At 71.7% G+C, this 18,706-nt stretch carries 17 protein-coding genes; 6 read left to right on the forward strand and 11 right to left on the reverse strand.

The genetic code is table 11. The features are described 5' to 3' along the window. Window positions 1–113: 113 nt before the first annotated feature. Together ACIBAF_RS26725 and ACIBAF_RS26730 are read left to right on the forward strand one after the other, a co-directional pair. Window positions 114–1,337: a trypsin-like serine peptidase gene (locus tag ACIBAF_RS26725; RefSeq protein ID WP_399466297.1), complete on the forward strand. Its 1,224-nt coding sequence runs from the start codon at window positions 114–116 to the stop codon at window positions 1,335–1,337. Window positions 1,338–1,565: 228 nt separating this feature from the next. Beyond that, the gene (locus tag ACIBAF_RS26730) at window positions 1,566–2,768 is read left to right on the forward strand and encodes a trypsin-like serine peptidase (protein ID WP_399466299.1); all 1,203 of its coding nucleotides are present in this window, start codon (window positions 1,566–1,568) and stop codon (window positions 2,766–2,768) included. An 86-nt stretch (window positions 2,769–2,854) separates the two neighbouring features. Here ACIBAF_RS26730 and hflX read toward each other — a convergent pair whose 3' ends face one another. The 6 genes from hflX to miaA form a co-directional block, all read right to left on the reverse strand. Continuing rightward, window positions 2,855–4,348, reverse strand: a complete 1,494-nt coding sequence (gene hflX, locus ACIBAF_RS26735) for a GTPase HflX (RefSeq protein ID WP_399466301.1) — start codon at window positions 4,346–4,348, stop codon at window positions 2,855–2,857. A 136-nt stretch (window positions 4,349–4,484) separates the two neighbouring features. Continuing rightward, the gene (locus ACIBAF_RS26740; RefSeq protein ID WP_399466302.1) at window positions 4,485–6,014 is read right to left on the reverse strand and encodes a M1 family metallopeptidase; all 1,530 of its coding nucleotides are present in this window, start codon (window positions 6,012–6,014) and stop codon (window positions 4,485–4,487) included. 136 nt (window positions 6,015–6,150) lie between these two features. Further along, window positions 6,151–8,343 (reverse strand): RelA/SpoT family protein, encoded by a 2,193-nt coding sequence (locus ACIBAF_RS26745; protein ID WP_399466303.1) that lies wholly within the window; start codon window positions 8,341–8,343, stop codon window positions 6,151–6,153. 300 nt (window positions 8,344–8,643) lie between these two features. Then, on the reverse strand, window positions 8,644–9,513 hold the full coding sequence (dapF, locus tag ACIBAF_RS26750; protein ID WP_399466304.1) for a diaminopimelate epimerase: 870 nt from the start codon (window positions 9,511–9,513) through the stop codon (window positions 8,644–8,646). Window positions 9,514–9,546: 33 nt separating this feature from the next. Then, the gene (locus ACIBAF_RS26755; RefSeq protein ID WP_399466368.1) at window positions 9,547–10,056 is read right to left on the reverse strand and encodes a hypothetical protein; all 510 of its coding nucleotides are present in this window, start codon (window positions 10,054–10,056) and stop codon (window positions 9,547–9,549) included. A gap of 108 nt (window positions 10,057–10,164) precedes the next feature. Further along, window positions 10,165–11,103: a tRNA (adenosine(37)-N6)-dimethylallyltransferase MiaA gene (gene miaA / locus ACIBAF_RS26760; protein WP_399466305.1), complete on the reverse strand. Its 939-nt coding sequence runs from the start codon at window positions 11,101–11,103 to the stop codon at window positions 10,165–10,167. 181 nt (window positions 11,104–11,284) lie between these two features. On the opposite strand from miaA, the gene ACIBAF_RS26765 reads away from it, so the two are divergent. Beyond that, the gene (locus ACIBAF_RS26765) at window positions 11,285–11,575 is read left to right on the forward strand and encodes a hypothetical protein (RefSeq protein WP_399466306.1); all 291 of its coding nucleotides are present in this window, start codon (window positions 11,285–11,287) and stop codon (window positions 11,573–11,575) included. 24 nt (window positions 11,576–11,599) lie between these two features. Further along, a complete protein-coding gene (locus ACIBAF_RS26770) occupies window positions 11,600–11,872 on the forward strand; it encodes an antitoxin (protein ID WP_399466308.1) in 273 nt (90 codons plus the stop codon). An 83-nt stretch (window positions 11,873–11,955) separates the two neighbouring features. Here the strand turns inward: ACIBAF_RS26770 and ACIBAF_RS26775 are convergent, their stop codons facing one another. The 4 genes from ACIBAF_RS26775 to ACIBAF_RS26790 form a co-directional block, all read right to left on the reverse strand. Continuing rightward, the gene (locus ACIBAF_RS26775) at window positions 11,956–12,672 is read right to left on the reverse strand and encodes a class III extradiol dioxygenase subunit B-like domain-containing protein (protein ID WP_399466310.1); all 717 of its coding nucleotides are present in this window, start codon (window positions 12,670–12,672) and stop codon (window positions 11,956–11,958) included. A 61-nt stretch (window positions 12,673–12,733) separates the two neighbouring features. Then, complete coding sequence (miaB, locus tag ACIBAF_RS26780) at window positions 12,734–14,263, reverse strand: tRNA (N6-isopentenyl adenosine(37)-C2)-methylthiotransferase MiaB (RefSeq protein ID WP_399466312.1); 1,530 nt, start codon at window positions 14,261–14,263, stop codon at window positions 12,734–12,736. Between the two features lie 103 nt (window positions 14,264–14,366). Further along, on the reverse strand, window positions 14,367–15,137 hold the full coding sequence (locus ACIBAF_RS26785; protein ID WP_399466313.1) for a response regulator: 771 nt from the start codon (window positions 15,135–15,137) through the stop codon (window positions 14,367–14,369). Then, the gene (locus ACIBAF_RS26790; RefSeq protein WP_399466314.1) at window positions 15,137–16,153 is read right to left on the reverse strand and encodes a sensor histidine kinase; all 1,017 of its coding nucleotides are present in this window, start codon (window positions 16,151–16,153) and stop codon (window positions 15,137–15,139) included. The genes ACIBAF_RS26785 and ACIBAF_RS26790 overlap by 1 nt, the downstream gene beginning before the upstream one ends. A gap of 297 nt (window positions 16,154–16,450) precedes the next feature. Here ACIBAF_RS26790 and ACIBAF_RS26795 point away from each other — a divergent pair, with 297 nt between their 5' ends. Next, window positions 16,451–16,936, forward strand: coding sequence for a cation:proton antiporter regulatory subunit (locus ACIBAF_RS26795; RefSeq protein WP_399466316.1), 486 nt, complete (start codon window positions 16,451–16,453; stop codon window positions 16,934–16,936). Window positions 16,937–16,940: 4 nt separating this feature from the next. Further along, window positions 16,941–18,164 (forward strand): cation:proton antiporter, encoded by a 1,224-nt coding sequence (locus ACIBAF_RS26800; RefSeq protein ID WP_399466317.1) that lies wholly within the window; start codon window positions 16,941–16,943, stop codon window positions 18,162–18,164. Window positions 18,165–18,228: 64 nt separating this feature from the next. Here the strand turns inward: ACIBAF_RS26800 and ACIBAF_RS26805 are convergent, their stop codons facing one another. After that, window positions 18,229–18,639 (reverse strand): MazG nucleotide pyrophosphohydrolase domain-containing protein, encoded by a 411-nt coding sequence (locus ACIBAF_RS26805; RefSeq protein WP_399466319.1) that lies wholly within the window; start codon window positions 18,637–18,639, stop codon window positions 18,229–18,231. Window positions 18,640–18,706 lie beyond the last annotated feature (67 nt).

The following is an 18,706-nucleotide window of genomic DNA, read 5'->3' on the forward strand; positions in this document are numbered from 1 at the left end:
CTCAAGATCGTCGCTGTGACCGAACAGTTGCCGTTCCGTCGGAAGTCCCCCACAGCGACCGGCATATCGTGTGGTGGCATTTCAAGTTCGTTGACAGCAGGGGGAGTCAGACCATGCGATCCATACGGCCGTCGTTCACCGCTCGTCGGAGGAGGAACGCGCGCCGCAGAACCTCCCCCGTACTGGGCGCCGTGGCCCTCGCCTCGGTGCTCGCGCTCACCGCGACCGCCTGCGACTCGGGCGACACCGACGCGGACAGCCAGGCCGGCGCGACCGCGTCGGCCGCCGGCGACGGAAAGATCACGATCCCGGACGACATCAAGGACAAGCTCAAGGAGCACGGGCTCGACCTCGACAAGTGGAAGAACGGCGCCTGGAAGAACTGGGACAAGGACGACTGGCTGCGGGAGGCGCAGGACTACATCAACCCCATCATCAAGGGGCTGTGGGACCCGGACCGGATGCGGGAGGCCGAGGACCCGGACCGGGCCGTCGACGACGGCGACCTCTCCGGTGACCAGGGCGTGACCGACCCGACGCCCGCGGCGGTGGACGCGAAGGCCGTGCCGACGACGTACCACGCCAACGCCCCTGAGGCGGGCAAGGTGTTCTTCGACTCCCCCGAGGGCACGATGGTCTGCTCGGCGACGGTCGTCAAGGACCCGGCACACCCCGGCAAGTCCAACCTGGTGTGGACGGCGGGCCACTGTGTGCACGCCGGCAAGGGCGGCGGCTGGTACCGCAACCTCGTGTTCGTGCCGTCGTACAACGACAAGGGCCTGTCGGCCGAGCAGCTGCAGACGGCCACCAAGGAGCAGGCCGCTCCGTACGGGGTCTGGTGGGGCGACTGGACGAAGACCTCGGACCAGTGGATCGCGCAGGGCGGACAGACCGGCGGCGACGGCGCCTCGTACGACTACGCCGTCATCCATGTGACGCCGGAGGAGGGCGGTTCCGGCAAGTCCCTGGAGGAGACGGTCGGTTCGGCGCTGCCGGTGGACTTCAAGGCCCCTGCGGTGCCGAAGGTCAACAGCATCACCGCGACCGGCTATCCGGCGGCGGCGCCGTACGACGGGCAGAAGCTGTACCAGTGCCAGGACAAGCCGGGGCGGTTCTCGATCAGCGCCTCGGATCCGACGATGTACCGCATCGGCTGCACGATGACGGGCGGTTCGTCGGGCGGCGGCTGGGTCGCGACCGGGCCGGACGGCAAGCCCGCGCTGGTGTCCAACACCTCGATCGGCCCGGCGAAGGCGGGCTGGCTCGCGGGACCGCGGCTGGGTGACGTGGCCAAGGGCGTGTACGACTCGGTGAGCGACAAGTTCGCCGGTCAGTAGCCGGATCGGCGGTGGGGTGCCTGTCAGGAACCTTCACCATCCCACCGCCGTTCGTCCCGAATTCCCCGGGCATAGTGGGGTGTCGCCTGCTCGCGGTCGTCGTACGGACTGGACCGACCGCATGACAGGCGCATGACATGGCAGGGCCGGTGGCCTTGTCGATTCCCATGCTCCGACGATCCGCAACGCTTCAACGGATCCACATGCTTCAACGGGGGACATCGCACCATGCGTTCCACACGTACGCCCATCGCACGCCGGCACGGCCTGCGGCGCGCTCTGCTCGCCGCCGGGCTCGTCACCGCCCTGACTCTGACGGCGACCGCCTGCAACGGCTCCGACGACGACAAGGCCGACGCCGGCGCCTCCCAGACGTCCGCCGCGGGCTCCGGCGACAGCAAGGTCAAGGTTCCCGCCGACATCGCCGGCAAGCTCAAGCAGCACGGCATCGACGTCGACAAGTGGGCCGACGGCGGCTGGCAGGACTGGGACAAGGACAAGTGGCTGAGCGCCGCCAAGGACTTCGTCAACCCCGTGATCGAGGACCTGTGGAAGCCGGAGCGGATGAAGTCCGCGAAGGAGGCGAACAAGACGGTCACGACCAAGGACGCCTCCGCCGACCAGGGCGTCAGCGACCCGGAGCCGGCGGCCGTCCAGGCGGCGGCCGAGAAGACGCCGTATCACGAGAACGCGGCACCGGTCGGCAAGGTCTTCTTCGACTCGCCCGAGGGGGCGATGGTCTGCTCGGGCACGGTCATCAAGGACGTGAACCACCCGGGCAAGTCCAACCTGGTCTGGACGGCCGGTCACTGCGTGCACGCCGGCGGCGACGGCGGCTGGTACCGCAACCTCGTGTTCGTTCCGGCCTACAACGACCTCGGCAAGAGCGAGGCACAGCTCGGCAAGGCCACGGCCGCGGAGATCTCGCCCTACGGCAACTGGTGGGCGGACTGGGCGTCGACCTCGAACGAGTGGATCGCCGGCGGCTCGGAGACGGGCGGTGCGGGTGCCGCCTACGACTACGCCGTGCTGCATGTGACGCCCGAGCAGGGCTCCAAGTCACTGCAGGAGACGGTCGGCGGGGCACTGGACGTTGACTTCTCCGCGCCGTCCGCGACCGAGGTGAACACGATGGGCGCCTGGGGCTACCCGGCTGCGCCGCCCTACAACGGACTGAAGATGTTCAAGTGCCTCGACCGGCCGGGGCGGTTCTCGATGAGCACCTCGCTGCCGGCGATGTACCGCATCGGCTGCACGATGACCGGCGGTTCCTCCGGCGGCGGTTGGTTCCGGGTGGTGGACGGCAAGACCGAACTGGTCTCCAACACCTCGATCGGCCCGGCCGACAACACCTGGCTGGCGGGCCCGCAGCTCGGCCGAGAAGCTGAGGCGCTCTACCAGAACATGAGCAAGACCTACGGCGGCGAGTGAGCCGTGCACGCCGAAGGCCCGCCCCCTGCGATCAGCAGGGGGCGGGCCTTCGGGCATCCGGTCTTCGAGCGGCCGGCCGCGACGGCTCAGGCGGCCGGCGCCGGGACGTACGGCGCGAGGTCCGCCGCCAGTTCCTCGTGCACCCGCACCTTCAGCAGGGTGCCCTCCGCCGTGTGCTCCGCGGAGATCACCTCGCCCTCGGTGTGGGCGCGGGCGACCAGCTTGCCATGGGTGTACGGCACGAGCGCCTCGATCTCGACCGAGGGCCTCGGCAGCTCGCTGTCGATCAGCGCGAGCAGTTCGTCGATGCCCTGGCCGGTGCGGGCCGAGACGGCGATGGAGCGCTTCTCGATCCGCATCAGCCGCTGGAGCGTCAGCGGGTCGGCCGCGTCCGCCTTGTTGATCACGACGATCTCGGGCACGCCGGTGGCGCCGACGTCCCGGACCACCTCGCGCACGGCGGCCAGCTGCTCCTCCGGGTTGGGGTGCGAGCCGTCCACCACGTGCAGGATCAGGTCGGACTCGCCGACCTCCTCCATGGTGGAGCGGAACGCCTCGACCAGGTGGTGCGGCAGGTGCCGGACGAAGCCCACCGTGTCCGCCAGCGTGTACAGGCGGCCGCTGGGCGTCTCCGCCCGGCGCACCGTCGGGTCCAGGGTCGCGAACAGGGCGTTCTCAACCAGGACGCCCGCGCCCGTGAGGCGATTGAGCAGGGACGACTTGCCGGCGTTGGTGTAGCCCGCGATGGCGACGGACGGCACCTTGTGGCGCTTGCGTTCCTGGCGCTTGATCTCGCGGCCGGTCTTCATGTCCGCGATCTCCCGGCGCATCTTCGCCATCTTCTCGCGGATCCGCCGCCGGTCCGTCTCGATCTTGGTCTCACCGGGACCACGGGTGGCGAGGCCGCCGCCCTTGCCGCCGCCCATCTGACGGGACAGCGACTGACCCCAGCCGCGCAGCCTCGGCAGCATGTACTGCATCTGCGCGAGCGCGACCTGCGCCTTGCCCTCTCGGGACTTGGCGTGCTGGGCGAAGATGTCGAGGATCAGGGCCGTACGGTCGATGACCTTGACCTTGACGACGTCCTCGAGGTGGATCAGCTGGCCCGGGCTGAGCTCACCGTCGCAGATGACGGTGTCCGCGCCCGTTTCGAGGACGATGTCGCGCAGCTCGTCGGCCTTGCCGGAACCGATGTAGGTGGCCGCGTCGGGCTTGTCACGGCGCTGGATGACGCCGTCGAGGACGAGCGCACCCGCGGTCTCCGCGAGGGCGGCCAGCTCCGCGAGGGAGTTGTCCGCGTCCTGTGCGGTCCCCGTGGTCCAGACGCCCACGAGTACGACCCGCTCCAGGCGGAGCTGGCGGTACTCGACCTCGGTGACGTCCTCGAGCTCGGTGGAGAGGCCGGCCACGCGGCGCAACGCCGCGCGCTCGGAACGGTCGAACTGGTCGCCGTCCCGGTCTCCGTCGATCTCGTGGCTCCAGGCGACGTCCTCTTCCATCAGGGCATCGGCCCGAAGACCTTCGGGGTAGGCGTGCGCCATGCGCTGTGTGTCCTGGGAAGGGGAAGAAGAGGAGGTCATTGGGTCCTTACGTCGTTGGGGATGCCGGTTCGGCGGCCTTCATGGATCTCAACGCACGAGCACCCCGGGAGATTCCCGGGCCCGAGCCGCGCCGACCTCACGATGGTCGCACGGTACGGCCCGTCTCGTCACGGCCTTATTCCGCGGTGCGCGGGGCCTTCGGGGAGGCCTTCGCGACCGGTGCCGCCGACTTCCAGTCCGGGTGGCCGGGCATGGGCGGGGTCTTCTCGCCGTACAGCCAGTTCTTGAAGAAGCCGGCGAGATCGCGTCCGGAGATCCTTTCTGCGAGGCGCTCGAAGTCGGCCGTGGTCGCCGTGGAGTCCCGGTGGTCGTGCACCCAGGCCCGCTCCAGGCGCTCGAACGCGGGCCGGCCGATCTCCTGGCGCAGGGCGTAGAGGACGAGGGCCGCACCGTCGTAGACGTTGGGGCGGAAGATGCTGATCTTCTGGCCGGGCTTGGGCGCCTTGGGCAGCGCCGGCGGGCCGCCCGCGGCGCGCCAGCGGTCGGAGGCGCCGTACGCCGCCTTCATGCGCGCCTGGAGGGTGCGGCCCGCCTTCTCCTCGGCGTACAGCGCCTCGTACCAGGTGGCGTGTCCCTCGTTGAGCCACAGGTCGGACCAGGTGCGGGGGCTGACGCTGTCGCCGAACCACTGGTGGGACAGCTCATGCACCATGATCGACTCGATGTACCACTGGGGGTAGCCGGGCTCGGTGAAGAGGTCTCTCTCGAAGAGGGAGAGGGTCTGCGTCTCGAGTTCGAACCCGGTGGAGGCCTCGGCCATGAGCACGCCGTACGCCTCGAAGGGGTAGGGGCCGACCTTGCCCTCCATCCAGGCGATCTGGTCGGGGGTCTTCTTCAGCCACGGCTCGAGGAGCGTGCGGTCCTTGGTGGGCACGACGTCCCGGACGGGCAGGGCGTGCGGCCCCTCGCGGCGCACGACGGTGGACCGGCCGATGGACACCTGGGCGAGCTCGGTGGCCATGGGGTGCTGCGTGCGGTACGTCCAGGTGGTCGCCCTGCCGACCCGGTCCATGCCGGTCGGCAGCCCGTTGGCGACGGCCGTGTAGCCGTTGGGCGCGGTGACCCTGACGGTGAACATCGCCTTGTCGGAGGGGTGGTCGTTGCACGGGAAGACCAGGTGGGCGGCGTCCGCCTGGTTGGCCATGGCGAGGCCGTCCGTGGTCCTGATCCAGCCGCCGTCCCGGTCGGCGGGGCTCACGGGGTCGCTGGTGTGCCGCACGGTGATCCGCATCCAGCTGCCCGGGAGCAGTGCGTCCTCGGGAGTGACCACCAGGTCGTCGCCGGCGGCGGCGAAGGCGGCGGGTTCGCCGTCCACCTCGACCGAGTCGACCTTGCCGTGGGCGAAGTCGAGGTTGATCCGGTCCAGGGCGGCCGTGGTCCAGGCGTCGATGGTGGTGACCGCCTGGATGGGCTTGTCGTTGGCGCCGGAATAGGTGAAGGACAGGTCGTAGGACGCGACGTCGTACCCGGGGTTGCCCAGGTTCGGGAAGAGGCGGTCGCCGACGCCGAGGGGGGTCGCCGGAGCGCTCGCGGCGACGAGGCAGACGGAGACGGCCGAGGCGAGCAGCGCGGACTTCAGCCGACGGGGGGCTCCGGGGCGGGCGGACGGGGCTCGTGGGGTCCGGGCGCGGGGGGTGAGCAGCATGCACCACCGCTACCAGCGCGCACGGGCGCCGCGTCGGCGACGCGCGCCCGGCCCACCCGAACGGGTTGCTCACGCGCGTGTGCGTGACGCCGGGGAGCGGATCCGGCGCACCGCACGCACGCGCGCGTGGGGATGCCTAGACCGTCCCCGAGGAGGACGACGCGTGGTGCTGCGCGCGGTCCACGTCGTACACCCCCGGCACGTTCCGCATGGCGCGGATGAGGTTGGGCAGGTGCGCCGCGTCCGGGAGTTGGACGGTGTAGGTGTGGCGTACCCGCTGCTGGCTCGGGGGCTCGACGGTCGCGGAGACGATCTCGGCGCCTTCCAGGGCCATGGCCTCGGTGAGGTCCGCGAGCAGATGGGGGCGGCCGAACGATTCGGCCACCAGGGTGACCCGGCATCCGGTGGTGTCGCCCCAGCGCACGTCGACCTCTTCACGCCCCGCGCTCGCCATGCGCGCCACGGCGGCGCACTCGGCGCGGTGCACGGTCACCACTCCCCCGCGCACGGCGAAGCCGGTGATCTCGTCGAGCGGCACAGGCGTACAGCATCCGGCGAGCCGGACGCTCGCGTCGGGCCGGTCCACGACGGTGATCGCGGCGCCGGGCCGCGCGGGGGGCCCTTCGGTCGTGGGCGCGTCCGCGGTCCGTGGGGTCGGTTCGACGGCTTTGGGGGCGCTCACGGCCCTGGAGCCCTCGCCGGATTCGTGGTTCTCGTGCTCGGCCGGGGCGGGGTGCGTCGCCAGCCACCGTTGGATGGCGATCCGGGCGGCGGGGGTGTGGGCGTGCTCCAGCCACTCCCTGGAGGGCTCCGAGGCGGGGTCCTGGCCCATGAGGAGCTGGACGGTGTCGCCGTCCCGCAGGACGGTGCTGAGCGTCGCCAGGCGGCCGTTCACGCGGGCGCCGATGCAGGCGTGGGCGTCCTCGCCGTACTGCGCGTACGCGGCGTCGACGCAGGTCGCCCCCTCGGGCAAGCCGAGCGTGCCGCCGTCGGGGCGGAAGACGGTGATCTCGCGGTCCTGGGCGAGGTCCTCGCGCAGGGTGGACCAGAAAGTGTCGGGATCGGGTGCGGCCTCCTGCCAGTCGAGGAGGCGGGAGAGCCAGCCGGGCCGGGTGGGATCGACGCGTTCCCCGTCGGCCGGAGCGCCCTCTCGGGTCTGCTCCTCGGCGGGAGCCGTGTAGGGGTTGCCGAGCGCGACGACGCCGGCCTCGGCGACCTTGTGCATCTGGTGCGTGCGGATGAGGACTTCGGCGACCTGGCCGTCCTCCCGGGCGACGGCGGTGTGCAGCGACTGGTACAGGTTGAACTTCGGGACGGCGATGAAGTCCTTGAACTCCGAGACGACCGGCGTCATACAGGTGTGCAGTTCGCCGAGGACGGCGTAACAGTCGGCGTCCTCGTTCACGAGCACCAGCAGGCGGCCGAAGTCGGCGCCCCGCATCCGGCCGCGTTTGCGGGCCGCGCGGTGCACGGAGACGAAGTGCCGCGGCCGGATGAGGACTTCGGCCTGGATGTCGGCGTCGCGCAGGACCGTGCGCATCGCGTCGGCGAACTCGGCCAGGGGGTCGTCCGCGCGGGAGGCGTTGTCGACGATCAGCTCGCGGGTGTGCTCGTACTCCTCGGGGTGGAGGATCGCGAAGACCAGGTCTTCCAGTTCGGTCTTGAGCGCCTGGACGCCGAGGCGTTCGGCGAGCGGGATGAGGACGTCGCGGGTCACCTTGGCGATGCGCGCCTGCTTCTCGGGTCGCATCACCCCCAGGGTGCGCATGTTGTGCAGCCGGTCAGCGAGTTTGATCGACATCACGCGGACGTCGTTGCCGGTGGCGACGAGCATCTTGCGGAAGGTCTCGGGCTCGGCGGCCGCCCCGTAGTCGACCTTCTCCAACTTCGTGACGCCGTCGACGAGATAGCGCACCTCGGCGCCGAACTGCTCGCCGACCTGATCGAGTGTCACATCGGTGTCCTCGACGGTGTCGTGGAGCAGAGAGGCCGTCAGGGTCGTGGTCTCCGCGCCGAGTTCGGCGAGGATCAGGGTCACGGCGAGCGGGTGGGTGATGTAAGGCTCGCCGCTCTTGCGCATCTGGCCGCGGTGCGAGGACTCGGCGAGCACGTACGCGCGGTGCAGCGGTTCCAGGTCGGCGTGGGGGTGGTGGGCGCGGTGGGCCTCGACCACGTGGCCGATCGCGTCGGGCAGCCGGCCGCGGGAGGCGGGGCCGAGCAGCGCGGCCCCGACCAGGCGACGCAGGTCGATCCGGGGACGGCTGCGCCTGCGGGGCGTGGCCGGTACTACCGGGCCTGGGGTCGCAGGGTTCGTGGCCTCCGCACTCATGGGCACCTCCGGCTGCGTGGACCGGCGGACGGGGTGTCCCAGGGCGGACACGGCTCAGGGGACTGGCGTACGGTCCCCCGTCCGGGCCGGTGCTTGATGCTACCGAGCCCATCACGCGCGACTGACCGCCTCTCGCCGAGCGTGAAACGGATCACCCATTCGAGCGATGGATAGGAGGTTTACGGTTTTGAGCCACTCGACCGAGGGGCGGTCGCGCATTCGAACCCACGACCGGCCCTCGAGGCGTACTCCCGCCTGCCGGCGGACCCTCACGGCCTCCGATGCCAAGCCGCGCCGGGATCAACGGGCAGCTGTTTCCAGCCACTCGGGATCGATCTCTCCTGTGGCGACGATCACTGCGGGCCCGGTCATCTCGATCTCGCCGTCGGGCCGCTCGGTGATCAGCAGACGGCCGCCGGGGAGGTCGACGGTGTACGTGACCGGCGTCCCGGTGGCCGACGGGTCGATGCCGTCCCTGCGCGCGGCCGCCACGGCGACGGCGCACGCGCCCGTGCCGCACGAGCGGGTCTCGCCGGATCCGCGCTCGTGCACGCGCAGGGCGACGTGCCGGGGGCCGCGGTCCACGACGAACTCGACGTTGACGCCGTCCGGGTAGGCGGAGGCGGGGCCGAAGGGCGGCGGGGAGAGCAGGTCGCCCGCGTGGGCGAGGTCGTCCACGAAGGCGACGGCGTGCGGGTTGCCCATGTTGACGTTGCGCGCCGTCCAACTGCGTGCGCCGACGCTCACCGTGACGTCCCCTTCGGGGAGACGGGCCTTGCCCATCCCGACCGTGACGTCCCCGTCCTTGGCGATGTGCACGCTCTTGACGCCCCCGCGCGTGGCGACCGCGAGGTCGCCCTCGGAGACCAGCCCGGCCTGCTGGAGATAGCGGGCGAAGACGCGGACTCCGTTGCCGCACATCTCGGCGACCGAGCCGTCGCCGTTGCGGTAGTCCATGAACCACTCCGCCTCGCCCGCCATGTCCGTCGCCTCGGGGTGCGCGGCGGAGCGCACGACGTGCAGCACTCCGTCGCCGCCGATCCCCGCGCGACGGTCGCACAGGGCGGCGACGGCGGCCGGGGTGAGGTCGATGGCGTTCTCGGCGTCCGGGACGATCACGAAGTCGTTCTCGGTGCCGTGACCCTTGAGGAAGGCGATCCGCGTGCTCATTCCTCGATCGTACGGGGTGGGCGCGCGTGACGGTCAGCGCAGCCGGGCGACCCGCCAGACGGCCAGGGCCACCACCGCCGCGACCATCACGACGTAGGCGAGGACGACCCGCCAGTCGGGCCGGCGCCCGGAGCCGCGCTGGGGCAGGCCGGGCCACGTGTAACCGACGCGCCGAGCAGCCGTCGTTCCCCAGCCGGCCGCGCAGGAGCAGATCAGCAGCCCGAGCATGGCGATCATGGCCCCGCTGTCGCCGAAGTCGAAGGCGAGCGGGAAAGCGAACATCAGGGAGCCGATCGCGGCCAGGGCCACGATGGGCGCGAGCTGCCAGATCCGCAGCCGTCGCTGCGGGCGCAGCTCGACCTCGACCTCGGGGCCGCTCGCGAACATCTCCTCGGGCTCGGGACCGTCGTCGGTCACGCCGCCCTGGGTGTCGTCCTCGTCCGGCCCGTCGGGGCTCAGACGGCCCTCCTCGGGCTCCGGTTCACCGCCCTGGACGATGCGGTGCTCAGTGCCTTCTGCGGTGTCGCGAGGGCCGGCCTCCATCGCCACGCGCCCTCCCAACTCGGACTCCACTTGGTCGATCGAAGCTCGATGATGGCACGGCACCGGAGGCCCGGATGACGGCCTGGGCGTCCCGATGCCATGACGTGATCAGGCTGTAACCGGTCGTTCCACCAACGCGAGCGCGAGCTCCGGAAGTTCTGTGAGATCAGCCGCAGCCCCACTCAACCAGTGCACCCGCGGATCGCGCCTGAACCACGAATCCTGACGGCGCGCGAAGCGCTTGGTGGCACGGACGGTCTCCGCGCGCGCCTCGGCCTCGGTGCACTCGCCGGCCAGGGCCGTGAGGACCTGCTGGTAGCCGAGCGCTCGCGAGGCCGTACGCCCCTCGCGCAGGCCTTGCGCCTCCAGCGCGCGGACCTCGTCCACGAGCCCCGCGTCCCACATCCGGTCGACGCGGCGGGCGATGCGCTCGTCGAGTTCGGGGCGTGCCACGTCGACCCCGATCTGGACGGTGTCGTAGACGGAGTCGTGGCCCGGCAGATTGGCGGTGAAGGGCTTGCCGGTGATCTCGATCACCTCGAGGGCACGGACGATCCGGCGGCCGTTTCCCGGCAGGATCGCGTGTGCGGCCTCGGGATCGGCGGCGGCCAGCCGGGCGTGCAGCGCACCCGAGCCGCGCAGCGTGAGTTCCTCTTCGAGGCGGGCGCGGACCTCGGGGTCGGTGCCGGGGAACTCCAGGTTGTCGACGGCGCCTCGGACGTACAGCCCGGAGCCGCCGACGAGAATCGGCCACCGGCCCTCGGCGAGCAGGGCGTCGATCCGCGCGCGGGCCAGCCTCTGGTACTCGGCGACGGAGGCGGTGACCGTGACGTCCCAGACGTCCAGGAGGTGGTGCGGGACTCCGCCGCGCTCCTCCGGCGTCAGCTTGGCGGTGCCGATGTCCATCCCTCGGTAGAGCTGCATGGAGTCGGCGTTGACGACCTCGCCGCCGAGCCGCTGGGCCAGGAAGACGCCCAGATCGGACTTTCCGGCCGCGGTCGGTCCGACGACGGCGATGACGCGGGGGGCGGGGGGTGCGCTGCTCACGGCACCAGTCTCGCAAACCTCGACGCCCGCCCTCGAACGAGTTACGTGACGGCACCGGCCCGGAGTCGTTGCCCGTTGCGAGATTCCCGTCACCCTTCACAGGGGCGGCGGCTCCGGTGGCGCAATCGGACGCACCGGCCAACGCGGGATTTCGCCCGCACGAGTACCGTATGGAGTGGATATGGGCGTTTTGGCGCGACTTTTCCGGAGGTCGAAGGTCACGGAGGATACGGCTGCCGAGGAGGCGACGACCGCCGCCGAGGCGCCGGCCGATACGCCGGAAGACGGCGCCGACGTGGAACCGGCCGCGGAGGTCACGCAAGAGGCGACCGAAGCCGAGGACGACGACACGGCGGCGGAGGCGGACCCGGCGACGGAGCCGGTCGCCGCCGACGACGGCGTCGAGATTCCGCGGCAGCAGTCCGCCGAGGAAGCGGCCGACAGCGAGGCCGGCGAGGGCGCCCGCACGTAAGGAACCCGCGAGGGAAGGTGACCCATGGGTCTTTTGGACAATTTGAAGGCCAGGCTCGCCCCGGCCAAGGGCAAGGTCTCGGACCTCGCGCAACAGCACGGGGGCAAGGTCCAGCACGGTCTCGACAAGGCCGCGCACGCCGTCGACGAGAAGACCAAGGGCAAGTACAGCGACAAGATCCATACGGGCACCGACAAGGCCAAGGGGGCCATGGACCGGCTCGCGCACAAAGACGAGCCCCCAGCGGGCGGCGGAGACAGGTTCACTCCGCCGAACGCGCCCCCACCGGCATCCTGACCGCGCGTGAAACGGCGGACGGCCGCAGAGCGGAGACGCTCGCGGCCGTCCGCCGTTTCACGCGCCCCGGCCGGCCCAGGACGCTACGACCAGGTCGCGACCACGTATCCCACGCCGTACGGCGCGTCCTCGTACAGCAGAGCCCCCGTCAGTCCGGCGTCCTCGGCGGCGCCCGCGAGCACCTGCCAGGGCGCGCGACCCGAGGCCTTGAGCTCGTACGCCAGCTCCGCGTCCAGCGCCTGGAGAGCTGTCACGTCCGCCGCACCGAGGGCCCGTGCGACCTCCGCGTCGAAGGGGGCCGCGCGCTCGTCGAGGTAGCCCGGCGCCTTCAGCGTCCGGCACGCGCTGGAGTCGCCCATCACCAGCAGCGCGACCCGCCCCGGCGTCGCGCCGATCTCCCGTCCGGCCTCGGCGCACCGCTCGGCCACGAGCGGTTCCTCCACGCCCAGTCCCTCCACGGGGGCGGCCGACCATCCGGCGCGCTCCAACAGCCAGGCGCCGACGGCGAGGGACGGCGGCAGCTCGCGCCCGGACTGCTCCTGCCCGCCGCCACGGCCCAGCCGTACGGCGAGGTCCACCCCGAAGCCGCGGAACGATCCCCGCGCGCCCTCCGGGTACGGGCCGCGCCCGGCCTGCTCGGCGCGTCCGACGACGACGAGGCGGTCCGGCCGCGCGGCCGCCAGCACGGACAGCGCGTCGGAGCAGGCGGTACGCGCCGCGTCCAGCTCGGGAGCGGCGCCCGCGGCGACCTCGGGCACCAGGAGGGGCGGACAGGGGCAGACCGCGGCGGCGACAAGCATGACCGGCAGGGTAACCCCGCACCTGATCCGCGAGGCACCCCTACGGGTGTCGCGCCGGCCGTCAGTCGCAGCCGCAGCCGCTGCCCGTGGCCACCGGGAGCGGGGCGGGCACCCCGATCTTGGGCAGCCCGAGCAGAACGCCGGCCGGCTTCGCCGCCTTCTCCGCGGTGCGCTTCTCCCACGCGTCCCCCGCGCGCGTGCGGCGCACGTCGAGGACGGCGCCCTCGGCGAGGAGGTGGTGCGGGGCGGCGTAGGTGATCTCGACCGTCACCACGTCACCCGGGCGCACCGCCTGCTCCGGCTTGGTGAAGTGGACCAGGCGGTTGTCGGGCGCGCGGCCGGAGAGGCGGTGGGTGGCGCCGTCCTTGCGGCCCTCGCCCTCGGCCACCATCAGCTCCAGCGTGCGGCCGACCTGCTTCTTGTTCTCCTCCCAGGAGATCTCCTCCTGGAGGGCGACGAGACGCTCGTAGCGCGCCTGCACGACCTCCTTGGGGATCTGGTTCTCCATGGTCGCGGCCGGGGTGCCGGGGCGCTTGGAGTACTGGAACGTGAACGCCTGTGCGAAGCGGGCCTCGCGGACCGTGTGGAGGGTCTGCTCGAAGTCCTCCTCGGTCTCGCCGGGGAAGCCCACGATGATGTCGGTGGTGATCGCCGCGTGCGGGATGGCGGCGCGGACCTTCTCGATGATCCCGAGATAGCGCTCCTGCCGGTACGACCGGCGCATCGCCTTCAGGACCGTGTCCGAACCCGACTGCAGGGGCATGTGCAGCTGCGGCATCACGTTGGGCGTCTCGGCCATGGCGGCGATGACGTCGTCGGTGAAGTCGCGCGGGTGCGGGGAGGTGAAGCGGACGCGCTCCAGGCCCTCGATCGCGCCGCACGCGCGCAGCAGCTTGCTGAAGGCCTCGCGGTCGCCGATGTCGGAGCCGTAGGCGTTGACGTTCTGGCCGAGCAGCGTGATCTCGGAGACGCCCTCGCCGACCAGCGCCTCGATCTCGGCGAGGATGTCGCCGGTCCGACGGTCCTTCTCCTTGCCGCGCAGGGCCGGGACGATGCAGAACGTGCAGGTGTTGTTGCAGCCGACGGAGATCGACACCCAGGCCGCGTAGGCGCTCTCGCGCCGCGTCGGCAGGGTGGACGGGAACGCCTCCAGCGACTCGGCGATCTCGACCTGCGCCTCTTCCTGGACGCGCGCGCGTTCCAGCAGGACCGGGAGCTTGCCGATGTTGTGCGTACCGAAGACGACGTCCACCCAGGGCGCCTTCTTCACGATGGTGTCGCGGTCCTTCTGCGCGAGGCAGCCGCCGACCGCGATCTGCATCCCGGGCCGCTTCGACTTCATCGGCGCGAGCCGGCCGAGGTTGCCGTAGAGCCGGTTGTCGGCGTTCTCACGGACCGCGCAGGTGTTGAACACGACGACGTCCGCGTCGCCGTCCGACCCCTCGGGGGCGCGCACATAGCCGGCCTCTTCGAGCAGCCCGGACAATCGCTCGGAGTCATGGACGTTCATCTGGCACCCGTAAGTGCGGATTTCGTAGCTCTTGGGTGCGTGCACGTCCACTGCGAGGCTCCGGTCGCTGCTGCTGGTCATGGCTCAAGGGTAGGCGCTCCCCGGAGACCGCCCGCCTCCCCTTCGTTCCGCCCGGAGGGCGACGGCTGGAACTCTGCGCACGATCGCCTTCCCGGGCTCGTCCTCAGGGGTCGACGAGGCCGGCGCGAATCGCGTAGCGGGTGAGCTCCAGGCGGTCGCGCATGCCGAGCTTGTGCAGGAGGTTGGCGCGATGCCGTTCGACGGTCTTGGCGCTGATGAACAGCAGCGCGCCGATCTCCCTGGAGGTGTGGCCTTCCGCCACGAGCTTGAGGATCTCCTCCTCGCGCTCGGTGACGGGCCGCCTGGGCAGGCCCTCCACGCCGTCGCCTCGGTGCAGTCGGTCCAGGTAGGAGCGGACGAGGGCCCGCTCGGCGCCCGGATAGATGAACGGCTCCTCGCGCACCACGGCCCGGCAGGCCTCGACCAGGTCCCGGTCGGCGACCGACTTCAGGACGTACCCGCCGGCTCCGGCCTTGAGGGACTCGAAGAAGTACTGCTCGTTGTCGTACATCGTGAGGATGAGGATGGGCAGGTCCGGCAGTCGGCGGGAGAGTTCACGGGCCGCCTGCAGACCGGTCATCCTGGGCATCGCCACGTCGAGCACGGCCAGGTCGACGTCCCCCGCGCGGGCGCGCTCGACCGCCTCGGCCCCGTCCCCGGCCTCGGCGACCACCGTCAGATCGGGCTCGCCGTCCAGGATGAGCCGCACTCCCCGACGGACGAGTGTGTGATCGTCGGCGAGGAGGACGCGCGTCGGTGCGGAGGGTGACTCGGGCGTGGCCCGTGCGGTGGGCGAGGCCCCTGTGGTGGGCGAGGCCCCTGTAGGTCGCATCCGTGCGGTGGAGGACGTCGTCGGTGTGGTGCCGTCCGTCATCAACGGCCTCCGGGAGAGGCTGGGAGCGCGGCGCCCGCCCCGTCGGCGCCCGCCGCCGCCAGCAGCCGTATGTCCGTCCCACCGACCGCCCCGCCGGGCGTCTCTCCGCCGCTGCCGTCCGCCCCCGACGAGACAGTGAGGGTCGCCCCGATCAACAGCGCCCGTTCGCGCATCCCCCGGATGCCGGCGCCCTTCCCCGCCGCCGCACCCAGGCCCCTGCCGTTGTCCCGTACGAGGAGTTCGACGCCCTCGGCGACCGGGCTCAGCCGGAGTTCGGCGCGGTCGGCGCCGGAGTGCCGGGCGGTGTTGGTGAGGGCTTCCTGGGCCACGCGGTAGAGCACGAGTTCCGTCTCCTCGGTCAGCGGGGGCAGGCCGGTGCGCAGGTCGTGGCGCACCGTCAGTCCCTGGGTGGTGAACTCGGCCGCGAGTGAGCGCAGGGCGCTGAGCAGGCCGAGCTCGTCGAGGACGCCGGGGCGCAGTCGGCGCGCGATGCGGCGGATCTCGTCGAGGCCGGCCCGGGTGGCCTCCTGCGCTTGGCTCAGGTCCGCGCGCAGGTCCTCCGGGGCCTGGTCGGCGACCCGTTTGAGCTGGAGCAACACGGCGGTGAGGGTCTGGCCGACCTCGTCGTGGAGTTCGCGGGCGATGCGGTGACGCTCGCGTTCCTGGGCGGACAGCGCCCCGGCCGCGCTGGCGGCCCGTTCGGCCTCCAGCCGGTCCAGCATGGCGTTGTACGTGGTGATCAGCTCGGCGGTCTCGACCGGTCCCGAGACCACGGCACGGCCGCCGGGACGCAACAGGTCGGCGTCGGTCATGGCCCGGCCCAGTCGGCCCAGCGGGGCCAGGCCGACGCGCAGCACGATCGCGTTGACGGTCAGCAGCGCGACCAGTCCGGCCACGACGACGAGCACCTCGCCCGGCAGTATCGGCGTGGAGACGGTGACCGGGCCCAGCAGGAGGGCGGCCGCCACGACCAGAGCGACGGCGTTGAGGACGAAGATCCGCCAGAACAACGACACGTGCGCCGCTCCTCCCCTTCCTCCTGCTCTCCCTGCTCTCCCTGCTCCGGCTGCTCTCCCTGCTCCGGCTGCTCTCCCTGCTCCGGCTGCTCCGGCTGCTCCGGCTGCTCCGGCTGCTCCGGCTGCTCCGGCTGCTCCGGCTGCTCCGGCTGCTCCGGCTGCTCCGGCGCCTACCGCCGTGACCAGCCTCTCCGGCCCCCGTCGGCCTTGTCCATCCGTCACGACACCCATGTCGTCACCGTACGGGTGAATGGCAGCATGGCCACTCCGGGCACCCGACCAGCAAGGGGAAGAAACGTGTCTGCGCCACGCCTGCGGACGACACCGCTGCCAGGAATCGGAGTCCAGTACGACCTCGTGACGCGGGAGCAGCGCCACCTGTCGGTGGTGGCGCATCGCGACGGCGCCCGAACGGTCAGCGTGTACCGGGCCGACGATCCCGACTCCTGCGCCCAGTCGCTGCGGCTGACCGGCGCCGAGGCGGGCTCACTGATCGACGCGCTGATGCCGTCCCATCACAGCGCGAGCCTGCTCTACACCACGGACCTGGGGCTGGTCGCCGAGCGCGTCGAGGTGGCGGCGACCTCGCGCTGGAACGGGCGGCTGCTGGGCGACACCCGGATGCGCACGGAGACCGGCGCATCGGTCGTGGCGGTGCTGCGGCGGGCCGAGGCGATTCCGTCCCCGGCGCCGGACTTCCGTCTCGCGGGCGGGGACACCCTCATCGTCATCGGCACCCGCGAAGGCGTGGACGCGGCCGCGGCGATACTCGGGCGGGAGTGATCGAGTGCACTCCGCCGTCCTGCTGATCGAGTTCGGTTCCATCATCCTGGGCCTCGGCCTGCTCGGCCGGTTCGCCGCCCGGTTCAGCTTCTCGCCGATCCCGCTGTACCTGCTGGCCGGTCTTGCCTTCGGCGAGGGCGGGCTGCTGCCGCTCGGCGCCAGCGAGGAGTTCGTCGCCACCGGCGCCGAGATCGGCGTCATCCTGTTGTTGCTGATGCTCGGCCTGGAGTACACGGCGAGCGATCTGGTCTCCAACCTCAAGACCCACTATCCGGCCGGGCTCGTGGACTGCGCCCTCAACGCCCTGCCGGGTGCGGCCGCCGCGCTGCTGCTGGGCTGGGGGCCGGTGGCGGCCGTGGTGCTCGCGGGCGTCACCTGGATCTCGTCCTCCGGGGTGATCGCCAAGGTGCTGGGCGACCTGGGCCGGGTCGGCAACCGGGAGACGCCGGTGATTCTCAGCGTGCTGGTCCTGGAGGACCTGGCCATGGCGGTCTACCTGCCCATCGTCACCGCTTTGGTGGCCGGGGTCGGGCTGGCGGCCGGCAGTGTGACCCTGGCGATCGCACTCGGCGTCGCGGGGCTCGTGCTGTTCGCGGCGGTGCGGTACGGCCGGGTCATCTCCCGTTTCGTGTCGAGCGACGACCCGGAGAAGCTGCTCCTCGTCGTGCTGGGGCTGACGATCCTGGTCGCCGGTGTGGCGCAACAGTTGCAGGTGTCGGCCGCCGTGGGGGCGTTCCTGGTGGGCATCGCGCTGTCCGGGGAAGCCGCGGAGGGCGCGCACACCCTGCTGAGCCCGCTGCGGGATCTGTTCGCGGCCATCTTCTTCGTCTTCTTCGGACTGCACACCGACCCGGCGAGCATCCCTCCGGTCCTCCTGCCCGCCCTCGCGCTGGCGTCCGTCACCGCCGCGACGAAGATCGCCACTGGTTACTGGGCGGCGCGACGGGCCGGGATCTCGGTCAAGGGACGCTGGCGGGCGGGCGGTGCGCTGGTGGCGCGCGGGGAGTTCTCGATCGTCATCGCCGGACTCGCTGTCACCGCCGGAATCGAGCCGTCCCTGGGTCCGCTCGCGACGGCGTACGTCCTGATCCTGGTGGTCCTCGGTCCGCTCACCGCCCGCTACACGGAGCCGCTGGCGGCTCGGTGGGCGCGCCGCCGCAGGTCCCGCGACGGCGGCGCGGCGGAGCCGCTGCCCGAGGCCCGGCACCAGACCCCGGTGGGCGACTGACGACCTGCCGAAGGCAAGGGGCGGACCATGGCGCGCGTCACCGGACGGCACTGCCGCCCCCGCTTCAGGCTGCGCCGCCGGGTATCCAGCCCTGGCGGCGCAGCACCGCGGACACGTCCGGCACCTCGTAGTGCTCTCCCTTGAGGACCTTGCCGTCGGCGCGGCGGGCGACCTGTCCGTCGGGTCCCAGCTTGGTCATGTTGGAGCGGTGGATCTCGGCGAGCACCGCGTCGAGGTCGATCCCGTGCACCAGGGCCGTGCCGTACGCGACGTAGACGACGTCGGCCAGTTCGTGCGCGAGCCGGTCCAGGGGGCCGCTCACCGACACCTCGGCGACCTCCGCCGCCTCCTCGGCGAGCAGCTCCCCTCGGTGCGCGGCGAGGCCGGGCGGCACCTCCGTGGGCGTGCTGCGGGCGTCGAGGCCGAAGGCGCGGTGGAACTCACGGACCAGGTCGGCGGGCGAGGAAGAGCTCATGCACAGACTGTAACGACGACCACTGACAATCCCGTCCGGCCCGTCCGCAGGCCGGCCCCGCGGGCCA

This window comes from Streptomyces sp. NPDC051677 (genome assembly GCF_044453465.1).
Taxonomy (GTDB): domain Bacteria; phylum Actinomycetota; class Actinomycetes; order Streptomycetales; family Streptomycetaceae; genus Streptomyces.

What these genes read in the sequence shown, in the direction of transcription:
- miaB (WP_399466312.1), bottom strand. Translation starts at nt 14,263, where the DNA reads ATGACCAGCAGCAGCGACCGGAGCCTCGCAGTGGACGTGCACGCACCC.
- ACIBAF_RS26755 (WP_399466368.1), bottom strand. Translation starts at nt 10,056, where the DNA reads ATGGAGGCCGGCCCTCGCGACACCGCAGAAGGCACTGAGCACCGCATC.
- ACIBAF_RS26765 (WP_399466306.1), top strand. Translation starts at nt 11,285, where the DNA reads ATGGGCGTTTTGGCGCGACTTTTCCGGAGGTCGAAGGTCACGGAGGAT.
- ACIBAF_RS26725 (WP_399466297.1), top strand. Translation starts at nt 114, where the DNA reads ATGCGATCCATACGGCCGTCGTTCACCGCTCGTCGGAGGAGGAACGCG.
- ACIBAF_RS26730 (WP_399466299.1), top strand. Translation starts at nt 1,566, where the DNA reads ATGCGTTCCACACGTACGCCCATCGCACGCCGGCACGGCCTGCGGCGC.
- ACIBAF_RS26785 (WP_399466313.1), bottom strand. Translation starts at nt 15,137, where the DNA reads ATGACGGACGGCACCACACCGACGACGTCCTCCACCGCACGGATGCGA.
- ACIBAF_RS26770 (WP_399466308.1), top strand. Translation starts at nt 11,600, where the DNA reads ATGGGTCTTTTGGACAATTTGAAGGCCAGGCTCGCCCCGGCCAAGGGC.
- ACIBAF_RS26740 (WP_399466302.1), bottom strand. Translation starts at nt 6,014, where the DNA reads ATGCTGCTCACCCCCCGCGCCCGGACCCCACGAGCCCCGTCCGCCCGC.
- ACIBAF_RS26775 (WP_399466310.1), bottom strand. Translation starts at nt 12,672, where the DNA reads ATGCTTGTCGCCGCCGCGGTCTGCCCCTGTCCGCCCCTCCTGGTGCCC.
- dapF (WP_399466304.1), bottom strand. Translation starts at nt 9,513, where the DNA reads ATGAGCACGCGGATCGCCTTCCTCAAGGGTCACGGCACCGAGAACGAC.
- ACIBAF_RS26805 (WP_399466319.1), bottom strand. Translation starts at nt 18,639, where the DNA reads ATGAGCTCTTCCTCGCCCGCCGACCTGGTCCGTGAGTTCCACCGCGCC.
- hflX (WP_399466301.1), bottom strand. Translation starts at nt 4,348, where the DNA reads ATGACCTCCTCTTCTTCCCCTTCCCAGGACACACAGCGCATGGCGCAC.
- ACIBAF_RS26745 (WP_399466303.1), bottom strand. Translation starts at nt 8,343, where the DNA reads ATGAGTGCGGAGGCCACGAACCCTGCGACCCCAGGCCCGGTAGTACCG.